The 16,186-nt window shown below is 60.9% G+C and carries 19 protein-coding genes; 5 read left to right on the forward strand and 14 right to left on the reverse strand.

Features of this window, described 5'->3' with window-relative positions; genetic code table 11:
• The first annotated feature begins 81 nt into the window (after positions 1-81).
• The 3 genes from BW967_RS04695 to BW967_RS04705 all read left to right on the forward strand — a co-directional run bounded on the left by BW967_RS04695 (position 82) and on the right by BW967_RS04705 (position 5,075).
• Positions 82-1,260 carry an aminotransferase class I/II-fold pyridoxal phosphate-dependent enzyme gene (locus BW967_RS04695; RefSeq protein WP_076483883.1) on the forward strand — a complete coding sequence of 393 codons (1,179 nt, stop codon included), beginning with the start codon at positions 82-84 and terminating at the stop codon, positions 1,258-1,260.
• 12 nt (positions 1,261-1,272) lie between these two features.
• Complete coding sequence (locus BW967_RS04700) at positions 1,273-4,386, forward strand: DNA translocase FtsK (protein ID WP_076483884.1); 3,114 nt, start codon at positions 1,273-1,275, stop codon at positions 4,384-4,386.
• 89 nt (positions 4,387-4,475) lie between these two features.
• Positions 4,476-5,075, forward strand: a complete 600-nt coding sequence (locus BW967_RS04705) for a LolA family protein (RefSeq protein WP_076483885.1) — start codon at positions 4,476-4,478, stop codon at positions 5,073-5,075.
• 3 nt (positions 5,076-5,078) lie between these two features.
• On the opposite strand, the gene BW967_RS04710 is transcribed toward BW967_RS04705, so the two are convergent.
• On the reverse strand, positions 5,079-5,654 hold the full coding sequence (locus BW967_RS04710) for a transglycosylase SLT domain-containing protein (protein ID WP_076483886.1): 576 nt from the start codon (positions 5,652-5,654) through the stop codon (positions 5,079-5,081).
• A 221-nt stretch (positions 5,655-5,875) separates the two neighbouring features.
• Between BW967_RS04710 and hspQ the strand changes: the two genes are divergently transcribed.
• Positions 5,876-6,202, forward strand: coding sequence for a heat shock protein HspQ (hspQ, locus tag BW967_RS04715; protein ID WP_076483887.1), 327 nt, complete (start codon positions 5,876-5,878; stop codon positions 6,200-6,202).
• Between the two features lie 6 nt (positions 6,203-6,208).
• Here hspQ and BW967_RS04720 read toward each other — a convergent pair whose 3' ends face one another.
• Both BW967_RS04720 and BW967_RS04725 read right to left on the reverse strand, forming a co-directional pair.
• A complete protein-coding gene (locus BW967_RS04720; RefSeq protein WP_175610416.1) occupies positions 6,209-6,706 on the reverse strand; it encodes an ATP-binding protein in 498 nt (165 codons plus the stop codon).
• Positions 6,696-7,043 (reverse strand): STAS domain-containing protein, encoded by a 348-nt coding sequence (locus BW967_RS04725; protein ID WP_076483888.1) that lies wholly within the window; start codon positions 7,041-7,043, stop codon positions 6,696-6,698. The genes BW967_RS04720 and BW967_RS04725 overlap by 11 nt, the downstream gene beginning before the upstream one ends.
• 165 nt (positions 7,044-7,208) lie before the next feature.
• Here BW967_RS04725 and BW967_RS04730 point away from each other — a divergent pair, with 165 nt between their 5' ends.
• Complete coding sequence (locus BW967_RS04730) at positions 7,209-7,862, forward strand: pseudouridine synthase (RefSeq protein WP_076483889.1); 654 nt, start codon at positions 7,209-7,211, stop codon at positions 7,860-7,862.
• Positions 7,863-7,865: 3 nt separating this feature from the next.
• On the opposite strand, the gene BW967_RS04735 is transcribed toward BW967_RS04730, so the two are convergent.
• The 11 genes from BW967_RS04735 to BW967_RS04785 all read right to left on the reverse strand — a co-directional run bounded on the left by BW967_RS04735 (position 7,866) and on the right by BW967_RS04785 (position 16,171).
• Complete coding sequence (locus BW967_RS04735) at positions 7,866-8,834, reverse strand: bile acid:sodium symporter family protein (RefSeq protein WP_076483890.1); 969 nt, start codon at positions 8,832-8,834, stop codon at positions 7,866-7,868.
• Between the two features lie 91 nt (positions 8,835-8,925).
• Positions 8,926-9,498 (reverse strand): biotin transporter BioY, encoded by a 573-nt coding sequence (locus tag BW967_RS04740; protein ID WP_076484018.1) that lies wholly within the window; start codon positions 9,496-9,498, stop codon positions 8,926-8,928.
• Positions 9,499-9,503: 5 nt separating this feature from the next.
• On the reverse strand, positions 9,504-10,160 hold the full coding sequence (locus tag BW967_RS04745) for an energy-coupling factor transporter transmembrane component T family protein (RefSeq protein WP_076483891.1): 657 nt from the start codon (positions 10,158-10,160) through the stop codon (positions 9,504-9,506).
• Complete coding sequence (locus BW967_RS04750) at positions 10,157-10,918, reverse strand: energy-coupling factor ABC transporter ATP-binding protein (protein ID WP_245826437.1); 762 nt, start codon at positions 10,916-10,918, stop codon at positions 10,157-10,159. The genes BW967_RS04745 and BW967_RS04750 overlap by 4 nt, the downstream gene beginning before the upstream one ends.
• A 68-nt stretch (positions 10,919-10,986) precedes the next feature.
• Entirely contained in the window at positions 10,987-11,751 is a 765-nt protein-coding gene (madM, locus tag BW967_RS04755; RefSeq protein ID WP_076483892.1) for a malonate transporter subunit MadM, read from the reverse strand.
• 6 nt (positions 11,752-11,757) lie between these two features.
• Positions 11,758-12,138 (reverse strand): malonate transporter subunit MadL, encoded by a 381-nt coding sequence (gene madL, locus BW967_RS04760; RefSeq protein ID WP_076483893.1) that lies wholly within the window; start codon positions 12,136-12,138, stop codon positions 11,758-11,760.
• A gap of 62 nt (positions 12,139-12,200) precedes the next feature.
• Complete coding sequence (locus BW967_RS04765; protein WP_076483894.1) at positions 12,201-12,410, reverse strand: biotin/lipoyl-containing protein; 210 nt, start codon at positions 12,408-12,410, stop codon at positions 12,201-12,203.
• A gap of 24 nt (positions 12,411-12,434) precedes the next feature.
• Positions 12,435-13,163: a malonate decarboxylase holo-[acyl-carrier-protein] synthase gene (mdcG, locus tag BW967_RS04770; protein ID WP_076483895.1), complete on the reverse strand. Its 729-nt coding sequence runs from the start codon at positions 13,161-13,163 to the stop codon at positions 12,435-12,437.
• Position 13,164: 1 nt separating this feature from the next.
• The gene (locus tag BW967_RS04775; protein WP_076483896.1) at positions 13,165-14,265 is read right to left on the reverse strand and encodes an acyl carrier protein; all 1,101 of its coding nucleotides are present in this window, start codon (positions 14,263-14,265) and stop codon (positions 13,165-13,167) included.
• A 32-nt stretch (positions 14,266-14,297) separates the two neighbouring features.
• Complete coding sequence (gene mdcE, locus BW967_RS04780) at positions 14,298-15,191, reverse strand: biotin-independent malonate decarboxylase subunit gamma (protein ID WP_076483897.1); 894 nt, start codon at positions 15,189-15,191, stop codon at positions 14,298-14,300.
• A 23-nt stretch (positions 15,192-15,214) separates the two neighbouring features.
• A complete protein-coding gene (locus BW967_RS04785; RefSeq protein ID WP_076483898.1) occupies positions 15,215-16,171 on the reverse strand; it encodes a biotin-independent malonate decarboxylase subunit beta in 957 nt (318 codons plus the stop codon).
• Positions 16,172-16,186 lie beyond the last annotated feature (15 nt).

Genomic DNA, 16,186 nt, shown 5'->3' on the forward strand with positions numbered 1-16,186 from the left:
GTGCTTTTGGTGGACGCAGCCGCCGCGCTTGAGTAGTTTTAATCGCAAACGGGGCGCAACGACCCCGAAAATGAGGCACAGATGGACTATCCCGAGCGGTTTGCGAACCTGCCCGAATACGCATTTCCGCGTTTGCGGCGGCTGTTGGATGCGCATGCACCCGGCGGCGAACCTATTGCCATGTCAATCGGCGAACCGCGTCACCCGATGCCCCCCTTCGTGGGCGAGGTGCTGGCGGCGAATTTGGCAGAGTTTGGCAAATATCCCGCAAATGACGGCACCCCTGAACTGCTAAGCACCATTTCCGGCTGGCTCGCACGGCGTTTTAAGGCGCAGGTGTCGGAAGACCGGATCATGGCGCTCAATGGCACGCGCGAGGGGCTTTTTAACGCCGCTGTCGCGCTGTGCCCCGAGGTCAAGAACGGCAAGCGCCCGGTGGTGCTGATCCCGAACCCGTTTTACCAAGTCTATGCGATTGCCGCCGCGACCGTGGGGGCCGAGGCCGTTTTCGTGCCAGTGACCGAGGAAAACGGCTTCTTGCCCGATTTTGAGAGCCTGCCCGCCGAGGTGCTGGACCGCACGGCGATTGCCTACCTTTGCACCCCCGGCAACCCGCAAGGCGCGGTCGCCCCGCGCGATTACCTCGCCCGGCTTTTGGCCTTGGCCGAAAAGCATGATTTCAAGATCTTCTCGGATGAATGCTATTCGGAAATTTGGCGCATTGCGCCGCCGCCTGGCATGTTGGAAGTGGTGCAAGACACCGGGGCCGACCCCGAGCGCGTAGTGGTGTTCCATTCGCTTTCAAAACGCTCGAACCTGCCCGGTCTGCGGTCGGGCTTTTGTGCCTCTGGCCCGAGCAACATCAAAGAAATCCGTCAGTTGCGCGCCTATTCCGGCTCTCCGCTGCCGCAACCGATTCAGCGCGTCTCGGAACGCGTTTGGGCCGATGAAACCCATGTGGAAGAAAACCGCGCCCTTTACATGCAGAAATACGCTGATGTGGCGGAGATTTTCTCGGGCGTGAACAGCTTCCGGCTGCCCGATGGCGGCTTTTTCCTGTGGCTGCCGGTTGATGATGGCGAGGCCGCGGCGCTCAAAATCTGGCGCGAAACCGGGGTGCGCGTGCTGCCCGGTGCCTATCTCGCGCGGGAAGTGAACGGGCAAAACCCCGGCAAAAATTACATTCGGGTGGCCCTTGTCGCCCCAAGAGAAGAAACGCAGCGCGGGCTGATCAAGCTGCGCGACTGCTTGCACAAGTAAGGACGGTTCGGCATGGCATCTTATCAGGCAAGGCAACGCGACCCGCTTCTGGACCAAGACACGCAAGCGGTGCTGGAACGCCGCGGGCGCGAATTGTTGGGCGGCGGGTTTGTGCTTTTGGGCGTTCTGGTGGCAATGATGCTCGTGTCTTACGCGCCCGAAGACCCAAGCTGGATGGCGGTTTCAGATGCCCCGGTGCAAAACTGGCTAGGCCGGTTTGGGGCCGGGATCGCCTCGCCGCTCATCGTGATTGTGGGCCGGGGCGCTTGGCTATTGCCCATTGGTTTTGTGATCTGGGGGCTGCGCCATTTGCTGCATCGTGGCGCCGAACGCGCGATGGCGCGGATGGTGTTTTTGCCGATCGCGATTGCCGTCGCCGCCGTTTACGCCGCGCTTTTGGTGCCGGGCGAGGGCTGGCAGCAGGCTTACGGGCTTGGCGGCAATTTCGGCGATATGATCGCAGGCTCTCTTTTGGGCCTTTCGCCGATCTCGGGCTCGATTGGGCTCAAGCTGATGACGGTGGTGATGGCTTGTGCGGCTTTGGCCGCGGGGCTCTTTGCCACCGGGTTTGACCGTGCTGAATTGCGTGCCGCCGCGCGGTTCTTGATGCTGGGCATGGTGATGCTTTACGACATGGCGCTGCGCGCCGCTGGACGGGGGGCAACCGCCTCTGTGCGTATGGCGCAAGGGGCCGCCGAAGCGCAACGCGCCCGCAAAGCTGCCGCAGCCGAACGCGCCGCGCAAGAGGCCGCATGGCAGGCCCAGCAAGCTTGGGAGATGGCACAAGCCGCCCCTGCAAGCGCCGCGCAACCGGCCTTTGCCTCGCGCGTGCGCCGTGCGCCCGAGCCGGAAATGGACTTTGGCTATAGCGATTATACCCCCGAGCCGGAGCTCGTGGAGCCGATGCAGGCTTGGGATATTCCCGCCGAGGCCCCGCCCGAAGATCGGATCAAGGCCCGCATCCAGCAAGCGGTGAAAACCCGCAGCGCCGCGCAGGCCCCGGCAGAGCCGATCTTGCGCGCCGAACCCATGCTGCAAGCGCCCGAACCCACCTGGGAAGACCCGGTGATGGAGGAGCCCGCGCCGCCGCCTGCGCCCACGACCCCGGCCTCGGTTCTGGCCGCCGTCTCCGCGCGCCTTGCGCGCGGCCCGAAGCCCGCACCTGCCCCCCTTCTGCGCGCGGAACCGCCTTTGCAAGCGCGCCCCCGCTTTATGCCCGGCGCGGCCCCTGCCCCGGTTGTTCCCGCGCCCGAACCGATGGCCTTTGCCGCCCCCGAGGCGGAGGCTTATGACGAGACCGACTTCAGCTTTGAACCGACGGTTGAGGTGGATGAAGACAGCTGGGCCGCCGCTGTCGAAGCCTTTGAAACCGCCGATGAAGCGCTCGACGATCTTGGCCCGGACATGCGCAATGTCTTTGCCGATATGGACGAGGATGACATTCCGCCAATGCCCGAACCTGTGGTGCCCAAGCTGCGCCCGGTGCTGAACCGCGCGGTGGTCCCCCCTGCCCCCGAACGGCGCGTGGTCGCGCCGCCGCGCAAACCGCCCGCGCCCTCCAAACAAGCTTTGGCAGAGGCACAACCGACGCTGCGGTTTGAAACGCCCGAGACCCCGGCCTATGAAACGCCGCCGCTCAGCCTGTTGACCAACCCCAACACGATCCAGCGCCACCAGCTTTCGGATGAAGCGTTGGAAGAAAACGCCCGCATGCTTGAAAGCGTGCTCGATGATTACGGTGTAAAGGGGGAGATTGTCTCGGTCCGCCCCGGCCCCGTTGTCACCATGTATGAACTTGAACCCGCGCCGGGGCTGAAAGCGAGCCGCGTGATTGGCCTTGCCGATGACATCGCCCGGTCGATGTCGGCGCTTTCGGCGCGCGTTTCGACCGTGCCCGGACGCTCGGTGATCGGCATTGAATTGCCGAACGCGCATCGCGAAAAGGTGGTGCTGCGCGAAATCCTGTCCGCGCGCGATTTTGGCGATAGCAACATGCGCCTGCCGCTGGCCCTTGGCAAAGACATCGCCGGGGAAGCCGTGGTGGCGAACCTAGCGAAAATGCCCCACTTGCTTATTGCGGGCACCACCGGCTCGGGCAAATCGGTCGCGATCAACACGATGATCCTGAGCCTGCTTTACAAGCTTTCCCCCGAGGAATGCCGGCTCATCATGATCGACCCGAAGATGCTGGAACTTTCCGTTTATGACGGCATTCCGCATCTGCTCTCCCCCGTTGTGACCGACCCGAAAAAAGCGGTCGTCGCGCTCAAATGGGTCGTGGGCGAGATGGAAGAGCGCTATCGCAAAATGTCCAAAATGGGCGTGCGTAACATTGAGGGCTACAATGGCCGCGTCCGCGAGGCGATGGCGCGTGGCGAGATGTTCAAGCGCACCGTGCAAACAGGCTTTGACGAGGATAGCGGCGAACCGGTCTTTGAGACCGAAGAATTCCTGCCCCAGCCCTTCCCCTATATCGTGGTCATCGTTGATGAGATGGCGGACCTGATGATGGTGGCGGGCAAGGAGATTGAGGCCTGCATCCAACGCTTGGCGCAGATGGCACGGGCCTCGGGCATTCACCTGATCATGGCAACGCAGCGGCCTTCGGTCGATGTGATCACCGGCACGATCAAGGCAAACTTCCCGACCCGGATCTCGTTCCAAGTGACCTCGAAAATCGACAGCCGAACGATCTTGGGCGAAATGGGTGCCGAGCAGCTTCTGGGCATGGGCGACATGCTTTATATGGGCGCCGGTTCGCGGATCACCCGTATTCACGGCCCATTTGTGAGCGATGAAGAGGTGGAAGAGATCGTCAGCCACCTCAAGAGCTTTGGCCCGCCGGAATATATGTCGGGTGTGGTTGAAGGACCCGATGACGAGGTGGCATCCGATATTGATGCGGTGCTGGGCCTTGGTGGCAACACCGATGGCGAAGATGCGCTTTATGACCAAGCGGTGGCGATTGTGATCAAAGATCGCAAATGCTCCACCTCTTACATCCAGCGTAAATTGGGCATTGGCTACAACAAGGCGGCGCGTCTTGTGGAGCAAATGGAAGATCAAGGCGTTGTGACCCCGGCCAACCATGTCGGCAAACGCGAGATTCTGGTGCCCGAGCAATAAAGCGCCTGCCCGCTTGAAAGTGATGAGCGCCCCGCATGACGTGATCATGCGGGGCTTTTTATTCCCGCACGTTCCGCTAGATTTGCCTCATGAACCTATTGCGTCTCGCCCTTGCGCCCGTTTTTGTCCTTGCTCTCGCCGCGCCTGCGCTGGCGGAGAAACTGCCCTTGTCGGTGATTTCTGGTTATCTCAACGGGATCAAAACCGCTGAGACAGCCTTTACCCAGATCAACGCAGATGGGACGCGCGCGAAGGGCATGCTTTATATTCAGCGCCCCGGTCGGATGCGGTTCGAATATGCCGAAAATGACCTTCTGGTTCTGGCATCTGGCGGCCAAGTGGCGATTTTTGACCCGAAGTCGAACCAAGTGGCCGAGCAATATCCGCTCAAGCGCACGCCCCTGAACCTGATCTTGGCCGCGAAAGTGAACCTTGGGCAGGCGCGTATGGTGATTGGCCATACCGAGGAAGATGGCGATACCGTCGTGGTCGCCCAAGACCCGGAACACCCTGAATACGGCACGATCCGCATGGTCTTTTCTGCCAATCCGGTCGCGCTCAAGCGCTGGACCATCACCGACCAAAGCGGTCAGCGCACCGCCGTGCTTTTGGACGGGCTGCAAGAGGGGGTGAAGATCGGCCCCTCCAAATTCTCGATTGTGTTCGAAACCGAACGGCGCAAGCGCTAAAGCTTAGCGTCCGCAGCGGCTCAACTGTTCGCGATACATCTCAGCCCGCGCCTGCACTTTATCCGCAACGGCGAGAAGCCAGCCCTTCGACTGGTAGCTGCCACGCGCATAGCCCGTGCGCCCTTCGTGATAGGCAAGGTATTGAGCCCGCGCATCATATTTGGAAATGCCGAGCTTTTCTGACGACCCGTCCATATACCACCCCATGAAATCGGTCGCGTCCTGAATACGGGTACGCTTGGCGCCGTAGCGGCGGGTGTCGCGTTGGTATTCCTCCCATGTGCCATCCAGCGCTTGGCTAAAGCCCCGTGCCGAGCTTTGCCGCCCGATCGGGATCACACCAAGCGCATAGCGATGCGGGGTTTTCGCATTCGCCACGAAGCGCGATTCTTGGTGGATCGTCGCCATCTGCACATGCACAGGCACGCCCCAGCGCGCCTCTGTGCGTTTCATCGCCGAATAATAGGAGGGTTTTTCGCGCACCAAGAGGCAAGCGTTATCAAGGTTGCGCGGCGCTTGGGACGCCCCCCCGCATGACCCCAGAATCAAGATGGAGGCCAACAACAGGTATTTTTTCATGGCGAATCTGCCTGTATCTGCTCTGGTTCTTGCCGTTTCGGCATTGTTATGCCCAGTTTACGCAATTCCAGCGCCCGGCGAAAGAGAAACCGCTTCACGGCAGCGTCAGCGCCCAGAAAACGACTGTTTGGCGGGATTCGACAGTCTGTTTCCCCGGTGCGACCGGGCAAATGATGGACATCACGGATTTCAGGGTTTAGTTACCGAGGACGAGGGATGCCATGCAGACGACGCTTGCAAAATATCATATCGGCCAGATCGTCCGGCACAAGAAACACCCGTTCCGGGGTGTGGTCTTTGATGTGGATGCGATCTTTTCCAACACCGAAGCTTGGTATGAGGCGATCCCAGAGGAAAGCCGCCCAGACAAGGACCAACCCTTCTACCATCTGCTCGCCGAAAACGACGAAAGCTATTACGTCGCTTATGTTTCCGAGCAAAATCTGGTGGCAGATTATTCGGGTGAGCCTGTGACTCACCCGGATCTGGAAGACCTTTTTGGGGATTTCGAAGACGGGCGCTACCCGCTTCAATTCCAACTGAACTAAGCGCCCTTATTTCACCTGAACCGGAGGCAGCGGCAGGCGGAAAGCCAAAAGGTTGCGCCCGTTCGCGCGGTGGTAGCCCAGATCTTCGACCAGGTCATGGATCAGGAACCAACCAAAACCGCCCTCGGGAAGGTTTTCCGGTTCGGGACGATGCGTGTCATCGACCGAACGCGCCAAGCAGCTTGGCGGCAGTTCCACCCCGTCATCGCTGATTGAACAGCTTAAACCGCGATGGTCACGCACCAAAGACAGCGAAATCGTGCCATGCCCGGTTTCGCCATAGCCATGCTCGACGATGTTGTTGAGAACCTCTGCCAAAACCAGTTCCAGCGTCCCCGCCTCATCCGGCGAAAGCTGGCGCAGGAATCGCGCCAAAGCGGTGCGCAACGCCGTCCGCACCGCGATTGGCGTGGCCGCAAAGGAATGATGAAAAATCTTCGCTTCAGGGCGGACGGGAGCTTGTTCGTTCCCGTTGGAGCCCGGTTGCGATCCGTCAGCCAACATGGCGCAACCCCTTGCGCAGCGCCGCATCCACATCTTCATGCAGCGAAAAAACCGAATCCATCCGTGTGAGACGGAACACCTTTTCAACATTGGGGCGCAGGCCCGCGAGCTCGAGTTGCCGCTCTGGTGCCAGCGCTTTCATCACGGCCACCACGGCGCCAAGGCCCGAACTGTCCAGAAACTCAACCTCAGAGAGGTCAAGCACCACTCGTTGAGCCGGCTGCATCGTCACCTCGCGCATCCGGTCTTTGAACCGGATCGCAATGGCAGCGTCGAGCCGCTCTTCCTTGACCGAAACCACGAGGGCACCGCTCCTCGCTTCAGCGTAAAGATTCATCTTGCCTCTCCGGCGTCGAAACGTTTGGCTCAGCCTAAGAGCGAAAACTTACCAATCGGTATCCACCGGAAAGAATAGCGCCGCCGCGGCCGGATATTTCGCGACGACAAACCCTTCACACGCTCAAGCCTTGACGGCACCGCCCCGCCGCGCCATGCGAGGGGCATGAGCGAACATGCCTATGCCCCGCCCGATGAGCCGCCGCGCATTTTGCACGCCGATCACGAGATTCTCGTGGTTGATAAGCAATCGGGCCTTTTGTCCGTGCCGGGCAAAGGCGCGCACAAAGCCGATTGTCTGATCGAGCGGCTTAAGGGCGCCTTTCCGCAGGTGCTTTTGGTGCATCGGCTCGATGCCGACACCTCTGGCGTGATGGTCTTTGCGCTGACGCCCCATGCGCAACGGCATTTGGGGCTGCAATTTGAACATCGGCAAACCAAGAAGCACTATCTTGCGCGGCTTTGGGGGCATTTGGAGCCGAAGACGGGCCGTGTTGATCTGCCGCTTTGTGTCGATTGGCCGAACCGCCCCCGCCAGCATGTAAACTACGAGATGGGCAAGCCCGCACAGACCGATTGGCGGGTGCTGCGCCATGACGAGGATGGCACGACCCGCGTGCGGTTGACGCCGCTCACCGGGCGCAGCCATCAGTTGCGGGTGCATATGCTTTCGCTGGGGCATCCGATCTTGGGCGACCCGCTATATGCAGAGGGCGCGGCGCGGGACTTTCCGCGCCTTATGCTGCATGCAGAAAGTCTGCGCCTGCGCCACCCCGATGGTGGGCATCACATGACCTTCACCGCCCCCTGCCCGTTCTAAACCTCACATCGACGCATTGCGTTGGGCGCGCTGCGAAACGAAGGCACAGATCAAAAGCTGGGTGATGTGATACATCATCGCGGGCAGCACGATGGCCCCCACCTCCGCCGCCGGAAAGAGCGCCGAGGCGATCGGAATGCCGGTGGCGATGCTTTTCGTCGAGCCGCAATAGAACAGCGCGGCGCGATCGGGGTAATCCATCCGGAAGCCACGGCCCGCCGCAATCATCAGCCCCATGCTGATCGCCAAAAAGATCAAGATCACAACCCAAAGCGTGAACAGTTTCGGCAGCGGCACGGTATCCCAAAGGCCGGTGCGGGTACCCGCGCTGAAGGCGGAATAGACGATCAGCAGAATTGAGCCGCGGTCAACGTAGAGCGTCACCTTTTTGTGGCGCGCGATGAAGGCGCCAAGCCACGGGCGCAGCACTTGCCCAAGGATGAAGGGCAACAAAATCTGCGTGCCGATGCGCAGCACCGCATCCAGCCGCACCTCGCCGCCGCCCGTTTGCAGCATCACCGCAACCAATGCGGGCGTCAGTGCCACGCCAAGCAGGTTCGATGCAGAAGCCGCGCAGATCGCACCGGGCACGTTGCCGCCTGCGATGCTGGTAAAAGCGATGGAGCTTTGCACGGTGGAGGGCAGCACGGCGAGGAACAGCACCCCAAGCGTGACCTGTGCGCCCAAAAGCGGCCCAAAGACCTGTGCAAAACCGAGCCCCAAGATCGGAAACATCGCGTAGGTGGCAATCAGCGTCAGCCCTTGCAAGCGCCAGTTCAAAAAGCCTGCGCGCACCGAGGACGGGTCCAGCTTGAGCCCGTAGAGCAAAAACAACAGCGACACCGCCCAATAGGTGACCTGCTTCAGCGTCGCGGCGGCAAAGCCCTGCGCCGGAATAATCACCCCCAAAATGACCATGCCGATCAACAAAAGCATGTAGGTGTCGATGCCCAGACGTCTAAGGAAGTGCATGGTCTCTCCTGTGGCTTTCAGGCCTTGCAGATATGACAAGACGGGCCCCCGATGGAAGGCCCGTCCGAGACAGTCTCTTGCGCGTTTCGCGTTAGGCAGGCTGGCTCTGGCGGACCTCGATGATCGGATGGGCGCGCTTGACCGCCATCGCAATCACCCCGGTCAAGGCGGCCTTAATCAGATCGCCGGGAATAAAGGCGGCGGAACCGAAAAGCGCCGTCTTGAGCGGCAGGCTCGCATGCACCGCCAGCACCGGCACGCCAATCGCATAAAGCACGATGATCCCGCCGATCATCGCATGGGTGAAGGAGCCGATCACAGTCAGCTTACGCCAGCCCAGTTCATGCAGCAGCCCCACCACCCAAGCGGCGGGAATCCAGCCAAGCAAGAAGCCCACCGTCGGCCCAGCAAAGACCCCAAGCCCACCTCGGCCACCGGCCAAAATCGGCAGACCAATCGCCACCAGCGCCAACAGCAGCACCATCGACAGCGCGCCGCGCTTGGCCCCCAAGATCGCGCCTGCCAGCATCGGCCCCATCGACTGCGCGGTAATCGGCACGCCCACCAACGGAATGGTGATTGGCGGAAACAGCGCAAGCGCAGCCGTGAGCGCCGCGAAAAGTGCGATATAGACAATATCGCGGGTCGAGAGGCTGGTGGACATAGCGATCATTCCTTCACTGTTTTGAGCGCGGCCAGCGGGTTGAACCGGGCCCGGCGCTGGGGCTTTTCTTGAGGGCAATCGGGGTCGTCGTGCCCCGAGCGCGCCTCGATGGCATCAGCGATATCTTCGGCAGATTTGAGCACCCGCACGATCAGCGGCAGCGCGAGCGCAAGGGGCGAGTTGCCAAGACCGCGTGCAGATTGTGCCTCGTGCACGCGCTCGGCTTCTTCGGCGATCACCGGCAAGAAGCGCAGCGCCAAAGAAAAGGCGAGGCTCACTTTGCCCGGATTCACGCCCAAAGGCGCAAGCGGTGTGAGCAGGCGTTCAACGGTGGCGATCAGATCTTCGGTGCGGGTGGTCAGCGTAACCAGCCCCGCCATCAGCACCAGCGTCGCGATCCGCGCGATCACCAGCGCGGCTTCGGTCCATGAAGCCATCAGCCCTTGGGCGAGAAACAGCACCACCAGCATCGGCAATAACGGGCGGAGTTGCTGCACCAAAGCGCCACGCCCTAACCGTGCCACCGGGAAAGCGAGCGCGACGAGGAGCAACAGATCAACCATCACCCGCCAGTCAGAGACCCAGATCACGGCGCTGCCCGCAGCGGCCAGCGCGGTGAGTTTGAGCCCCGCAGGCAAGCGATGCAGGATCGAGCGGCTCATTGCATCCGCCTGACGTATTCAGACAGCGCTTTCGAGGGCACGTCATCGGCAATGATCCGGCCTTGATCAAAGACCAAAACGCGATCAAACGCCTCGATCAGCGGCAGGTCATGGGTGACCACAATCGCGGTTTGCGCCAGCGTATTAATGACTTGGCCCACCATGCGCGCATTGCGCAGATCCAAAAGCGTCGTTGGTTCGTCAAAAACCACATAGTCAGGCCGGGTGATCAACACACCAGCCAAGGCAAGCAGTTGCTTCTGCCCGCCGGAAAGCTTGTGGGCGGGGCGGTCGCGCAGGTGCTCGAGCCCATATCGGGCGAGAATTTCTTCCACGCGTTCGGCCCGCTCGTCGGCAGAAAGTTTCTGCCCTTTGAGCCCGAAGGCCACATCTTCCGCCACGGTGGGGAAGACGATCTGGTTGTCGGGGTTTTGGAACACAAAGCCGACTTTGCGGCGCACCGCCTTGGCAGCATTGGCCGTATCATGGCCATCCACCGTTACGCGGCCGCGTTCGGGAACCAACAACCCATTGAGAAGTCTTGAAAAGGTACTTTTGCCGGAGCCATTCGCGCCAACAATCGCAATGCGTCTTTCGGTGAGCGTTACGCTGACGTTGCGCAGCACCTCGGTGTCGCCAAACCGATGCGAGACCTCAGCGATCTCGATACCGGGGGCCGCAGGCAGCGAAGGGACGCTGACGCTGCCTGCGGCACCATGCAACCGGGGAAACATATGTCCAACACTTGAACGGATCATCTTGTCGGCCTAGTTCACATAAGGTTGCATGATTTCAGATGTGTCTGTTTGTGAGCTCTTGCCGGAGATCAGTTGCCAAACAGAGCAAGCAGGGCCATGTAGCCGACCGACGGCACCACGAGGCAGCCAAAGCCCGTGTAGAACGTCGCGGTCAGGGCACCATAAGGGACCAGTTTCGGGTCGGTCGCGGCCAGACCCGCGCTGACGCCGCTTGTGGTGCCCATCAGACCACCGTACACAGCCGCCGCCGCCGGGTTATCAAGACCAGCAACTTTGGCGAGGAACGGGGTGAGGATCATCACGGCGATGGATTTCACCACACCAGCAGCCACCGAAAGCGCGATCACTTCCGAGGACGCACCGAGCGCAGCACCAGTCACCGGGCCGACGATGAAGGTCACGGTACCGCCACCGATGGTGGCCATGTCAACTGCACTGGTATAGCCGAAGGCATAGGCGGTCGCCGCACCAAGAACGGTCGCGATCACAACCGACACGACAAGGGCAACAGCCCCAGCGAGACCGGCTTTTTTCAGTTCTTCGAGCTTAACGCCGAAGGCCGTCGACACGATGGCGAAGTCGCGCAGCATGCCGCCACCCATCAGGGCAAAGCCCGAGAACAGCGTGATGTCAGAGATACCTTTTTTCTCGCCGGTGATGGTGCCGCCGATGTAGGCGAGGATCAGACCGATGAGAATGGCGATCGCCGAACCGTGAATCCGGTTGTTGGTCATTTTGCCGAGCGCATAGGCCGCCCACATGATGATACCAACCGTGACGAACGCAGTGATAAGCGGAACCTTGTTCAGCGTGGTGTAAAGGATGTCGAGCATATCTTGTTACTCCGCGAGCGAGGGTTCAGCCGATTTCGGGCTCAGAGCCGCAATCGGACGGATCAGCAAGAAGCCAGCAGCCACCGAGCCGAGACCGGCGATGAAGGCCAGCGCGCCCGCGTTGAACGCCGCGACGACGTTTTGGCTGGCGGCCATGGCCACCACGATCGGGATATACATCGCCGCCCAGAACTTGATCCCGTCCTGCGCAAGTTTCGAGAATTTCTCGCGATCCATCAGGTAACGCGAGACAACAACCAAAAGCAGCATGGCGATACCCACGCCACCCACGTCGGAATTCAGGCCGACGAGCCAACCGATCGTGCGACCGATGAAAGTCCCTACGAGCATGCAGCCACCCATCAGGGCGACACCATAAATAAGCATTTTCAGTCCTCCTTGATCTTGGAACCATGGGGCGGCGACCCTGCCGCCCCACGGCAGATCGATTATTCGATGGTCATGACAACCGCGCCCGGTTTCACCCGGTCGCCAACTTGCACGGCAATCGATTTCACCACGCCGTCGCAGGGCGCCGGGGTGTTGTTTTTCATTTTCATCGCTTCGATCACGGCGACGTTTTGGCCTTTCGTCACGGTCGCGCCTTCAGCGACTTCCAACGACACGATGACCGACGGCATCTTAACTTTCACATCCATAGCCTTCTCCTTTGCGGCATGATTCTAGGGGTTCTCGTATTCTCGCTCGGTTTTAGCGCTACCGTGCGAAGGCGACATGATCTCGCTCAATCGATTGCGCGAAATCAATTCCACGCCCGAAATTGTTTTGCCCAACACCTGATCGGCACTGGAAACAAGCTCGGACAATTTCACACCGATGGACCCAGAGAGTTCCACTTCGGCGTCGATTTTCAGCCCCGTACGCGCACTCAAAGCGCCCAGTTCAGCGTGAAAATCCATAAGACTATCAAGGGCTTTCCCCCGAACGACGATATCGACATCGGAGCCGGGGCGCAGATAGCGCAGCCCCGTCACAACCTGCATCGCAAGCGAGCCGATCAGCCCGATTTTGCACCCGGTTTCGTCGCAAATCGCGGACAGCGCGGGAATCACCGGATGCGCGGTGTCACCCAGCATCTCAGCCAAGCCCATCACCTCCCAAGGCGTGACGCCAGCGGTGACTTGATCGACCGAAACAGCCACCGCGGCACGCACCCGCTGCTCTTCCAAGCGAATCGGGAACGAGAAGCCAAGCTGGCCGCCACCTTTGGGAACCGGGCCCGTCGGACGACAGGCAATGCCCGGAATCCGGTCTTTCAGGAAGATACCGCCCACCTGCGCCTCAAGCGCAGGGTAGCGCATCGGGGCTGGCAGCGAGTCGAGCAGCGCGGGCAAAAGCACTTTGCGCGCCGCATCGTCCACATAAACCAGCGTATGGCGGGTGCTCAGCATCTTAGCGACCTTTCACCCAAGCCGGATCGGTCTTCGCGTGGCTGCTCATATCGCGCTGCGCTTGCACCATGGCTTCAAAGAGTTTGGTCGCCTGCGGCCCTTCGATCACGATTTTCTCAGCCGCATCGGCAGTTCCGCCAACCACGCCGGGCACCAGTTCGAGCCGCGTCGTTTCGGCGCCCGTCACCAGATCGGGCGAGATTTTCACCACGCGGCTTTTGATCCGCAGGATCGTCCGGGCGGCCTTTTCAATCGTATCGGCAGCGGTGGCGGTGGTGTGGGTCACCACCACTTCATATTCTGGGTAAGTCCGCGCCCGGCGATAGGTGATGATCTCACCTTCACGGTCACAGACATGGCCAACTTTCGAGACAACAAAGCTATCGCCCATCGGCAGGCCGCCGACCACGAGCTCACGCCAAGCGTCGCCGCGCGGCGAAGGCACAAGCGAGATGTCGTCGCGCAGCGGGCGACCATCAAGCGCCAGCCAGCCAAATTCTTGGCAGCCGTAAAGGTCATGCACGGTGTAGCCAAAGCTGGCGGCGCGCGCGATCAGCTCTTCGTCAAGGGGGGTGCCGGCGCACAGAAGCACGCAGCCCTCGGGCATCTGTGCGCGCAGCCCCAACGCATCCGCCTGTTCAAGGCTGGCGCGCAGGAAAGAGGATTCACCAAGGATCACCTGCGGTTGCTCTTTACAAGCGGCCAGCAACAGCGCGTCGCGGCTCGACCGTTTCAGGTGGCTCCAGGTCACAGCGCTGTCTTCCAGCGCCTGTTTGGAAAAGACGTTGACGAGGGGGGGGTAGGTGACGAGCATCTTAGCCCCCCCCTCCAGGTTCAGCCGTCCAAAGATTTCGCGAGCAACGGCGCTGCGGTCGGGGAGTTCCGCGTGTGTAACACCCACGATATTTTGGAAGGCTGAAGAGCCCGTGGTGAAGGTCAGATAGGCCAGGTTGAACGGCGTATGCACCTCTTCGATGACATGGGCCGCGGTCGGGCCAGCGATACCCTTATCCGCAAGGTTGCGGCGCGGCATCTCATCGAGAGTCGGCACAGTACCGAAGATTTCCAGGGCATCTTCGATCGCTTTAAGTTCATCCGACATATCTGACTTCCTTTCAGGGCTCTGTTCGAGGCTTAGCGAGCGGGCGCGTATTGCTCCGCCACAGCCGCGAATTCACGGTTCATCAGCTCGATGATTTTCGGGCGTGCGACCCGGCCACCGCGCTCAGCACCCAGCGCACCACGACCCCACGGGCCGAGCGTGTCCTGTTTGCCTTCCGCTTTCGCTTTTTGAACTTCCGCGATCCGCTCGATGAGCGCGGGGCGCATACCGTCGACGTTGTCGATCAGAGCGCCGACGCCACCCAGCGAGTAGAAGAAGCGCGGACCCGCCGCGAAGACCGGGCTTTTCGTCGACAGATCTTCGAGAACTTCGAGCGGCTTTTTGATGATCCGCGAGACCGAGGTCAGCGGCATCACGTGGATCATCGTGCCGTAGTTCGCGTCGAGCGACAGGATGCTGTCGGCTTGCAGACCGTGGCACAGGAAGGCACCCGAGATCGCGCGGCCAATCACCATAGCGATGATCGCGTGACCTTTCAGACGGGCTTCCGCCAGCGCCAGCTGGTAGGCCGCGGTCGACTTGTTCATGCCGAAGATCTCTTCGACTTTGCCCGGACCGTTACCGGGGGTGTCGACGATCAGCACCAGCGCGCGCTTTTCTTCCAGCGGCTTGTCGGCATCGGCTGCGATCGAGGCATAGACGGCTTGCGCCATCTTGTAGCCTTCTTCCATGCCGATGATGCCCGCATAGACGACCGGGAACTTCTCGTTGAACGCATTGCCATCCGACGCGATGATCGTGGTGGTTTTGCCGTCCAGCGTGGCGGTCCCCACAACGGCGCCGGGGCCGAATTCGGGATCGTCGAAGCTTTGCGCGCCAACGGTGTTTTCTTGGAAGGACTCCGGGTCCACGATCATATCGATCGCGTCACGCCCCCGGCCCATCATGCTTTCTTGCATCTCCATGATTTTCTCCTGTGTTTCGGGGGTCAGACGGAGAGCCGTTTGACGGTGCTCATGAATTCCGCAAACGGCACGTCCAGAAGACCGGCGGCGTTTTCGTTGCCCGCTTTGGCCCAGACATCGACGGCGTCTTTGGGCTGCATTTCAGCGGCCAGAGCCACCAAGCGCAGTTGGTTTTCGACCTTCTCGGGCGAGCCGATGCGGCGCATCGCTTCGAAGTCAGCCACCGGCAGCGGCGCCAGTTCGGCGACTTGCTTGCGGAAGGCTTCGACCGTGTCTTGCACGAGGAAGTTGGCGTCACCCATGATGTATTTGTGACGGCCACCGGTGGTGCGGTAGACAAGGGCGCGGTCCGATGCGTCGAACTCTTCTTTGCCCATTTCTTGCTCGATCACTTCCGGGCCCGTCAGGCCAAGACGGCCGAACTCGCTCATGATGATCGCGTCAGTCGCTGCCGCCACGAAGCCCATGCCGCCGAAGCCGCCGACTTTGGAGCCGATGACAGCAATCACCGGAACCTTGCCGCGGGCTTTTTGCAGCTGGTCCATCACTTCAGCGTGGGCCAGAAGACCGGCGTTCGCTTCGTGCAGACGCACACCGCCCGTTTCGAACGAAATCACCACAACGGGTTTTTCTTCGTCGGTCAGGTCGGGGTATTTGGCGACCAGATCGTCGTGGAAATCGATCGCGGTTTTGATGGTGTTGACCATCTTCGCGCCGCCGATTTCGCCAACGGACCCACCGATGAATTTGCCCTCTTGCGAGATGACAAACACGGGGGTCTTACCGATCCGCCCGATGCCCGTGACGATCCCGTCGTCAAAGGCGACGGCATCCCCCAGAAGCTCAAGATGCGGGCTCGTCACCCGATCGAACGGACCGGCAAGCTCGGTGAAGCTGCCCTCGTCGACCAGGCCGATGGCCCGGTCACGCGCGCTGGCTTCAAGGAAGCTGCGGGGTTGAAGATTTTGCCAGTTGGTCATGGTTTACCCTCCGCC

It is taken from the genome of Rhodobacter aestuarii, assembly GCF_900156655.1.
GTDB lineage: Bacteria > Pseudomonadota > Alphaproteobacteria > Rhodobacterales > Rhodobacteraceae > Rhodobacter > Rhodobacter aestuarii.

What these genes read in the sequence shown, in the direction of transcription:
- BW967_RS04695 (WP_076483883.1), top strand. Translation starts at nt 82, where the DNA reads ATGGACTATCCCGAGCGGTTTGCGAACCTGCCCGAATACGCATTTCCG.
- BW967_RS04700 (WP_076483884.1), top strand. Translation starts at nt 1,273, where the DNA reads ATGGCATCTTATCAGGCAAGGCAACGCGACCCGCTTCTGGACCAAGAC.
- BW967_RS04705 (WP_076483885.1), top strand. Translation starts at nt 4,476, where the DNA reads ATGAACCTATTGCGTCTCGCCCTTGCGCCCGTTTTTGTCCTTGCTCTC.
- BW967_RS04710 (WP_076483886.1), bottom strand. Translation starts at nt 5,654, where the DNA reads ATGAAAAAATACCTGTTGTTGGCCTCCATCTTGATTCTGGGGTCATGC.
- hspQ (WP_076483887.1), top strand. Translation starts at nt 5,876, where the DNA reads ATGCAGACGACGCTTGCAAAATATCATATCGGCCAGATCGTCCGGCAC.
- BW967_RS04720 (WP_175610416.1), bottom strand. Translation starts at nt 6,706, where the DNA reads ATGTTGGCTGACGGATCGCAACCGGGCTCCAACGGGAACGAACAAGCT.
- BW967_RS04725 (WP_076483888.1), bottom strand. Translation starts at nt 7,043, where the DNA reads ATGAATCTTTACGCTGAAGCGAGGAGCGGTGCCCTCGTGGTTTCGGTC.
- BW967_RS04730 (WP_076483889.1), top strand. Translation starts at nt 7,209, where the DNA reads ATGAGCGAACATGCCTATGCCCCGCCCGATGAGCCGCCGCGCATTTTG.
- BW967_RS04735 (WP_076483890.1), bottom strand. Translation starts at nt 8,834, where the DNA reads ATGCACTTCCTTAGACGTCTGGGCATCGACACCTACATGCTTTTGTTG.
- BW967_RS04740 (WP_076484018.1), bottom strand. Translation starts at nt 9,498, where the DNA reads ATGTCCACCAGCCTCTCGACCCGCGATATTGTCTATATCGCACTTTTC.
- BW967_RS04745 (WP_076483891.1), bottom strand. Translation starts at nt 10,160, where the DNA reads ATGAGCCGCTCGATCCTGCATCGCTTGCCTGCGGGGCTCAAACTCACC.
- BW967_RS04750 (WP_245826437.1), bottom strand. Translation starts at nt 10,918, where the DNA reads ATGATCCGTTCAAGTGTTGGACATATGTTTCCCCGGTTGCATGGTGCC.
- madM (WP_076483892.1), bottom strand. Translation starts at nt 11,751, where the DNA reads ATGCTCGACATCCTTTACACCACGCTGAACAAGGTTCCGCTTATCACT.
- madL (WP_076483893.1), bottom strand. Translation starts at nt 12,138, where the DNA reads ATGCTTATTTATGGTGTCGCCCTGATGGGTGGCTGCATGCTCGTAGGG.
- BW967_RS04765 (WP_076483894.1), bottom strand. Translation starts at nt 12,410, where the DNA reads ATGGATGTGAAAGTTAAGATGCCGTCGGTCATCGTGTCGTTGGAAGTC.
- mdcG (WP_076483895.1), bottom strand. Translation starts at nt 13,163, where the DNA reads ATGCTGAGCACCCGCCATACGCTGGTTTATGTGGACGATGCGGCGCGC.
- BW967_RS04775 (WP_076483896.1), bottom strand. Translation starts at nt 14,265, where the DNA reads ATGTCGGATGAACTTAAAGCGATCGAAGATGCCCTGGAAATCTTCGGT.
- mdcE (WP_076483897.1), bottom strand. Translation starts at nt 15,191, where the DNA reads ATGGAGATGCAAGAAAGCATGATGGGCCGGGGGCGTGACGCGATCGAT.
- BW967_RS04785 (WP_076483898.1), bottom strand. Translation starts at nt 16,171, where the DNA reads ATGACCAACTGGCAAAATCTTCAACCCCGCAGCTTCCTTGAAGCCAGC.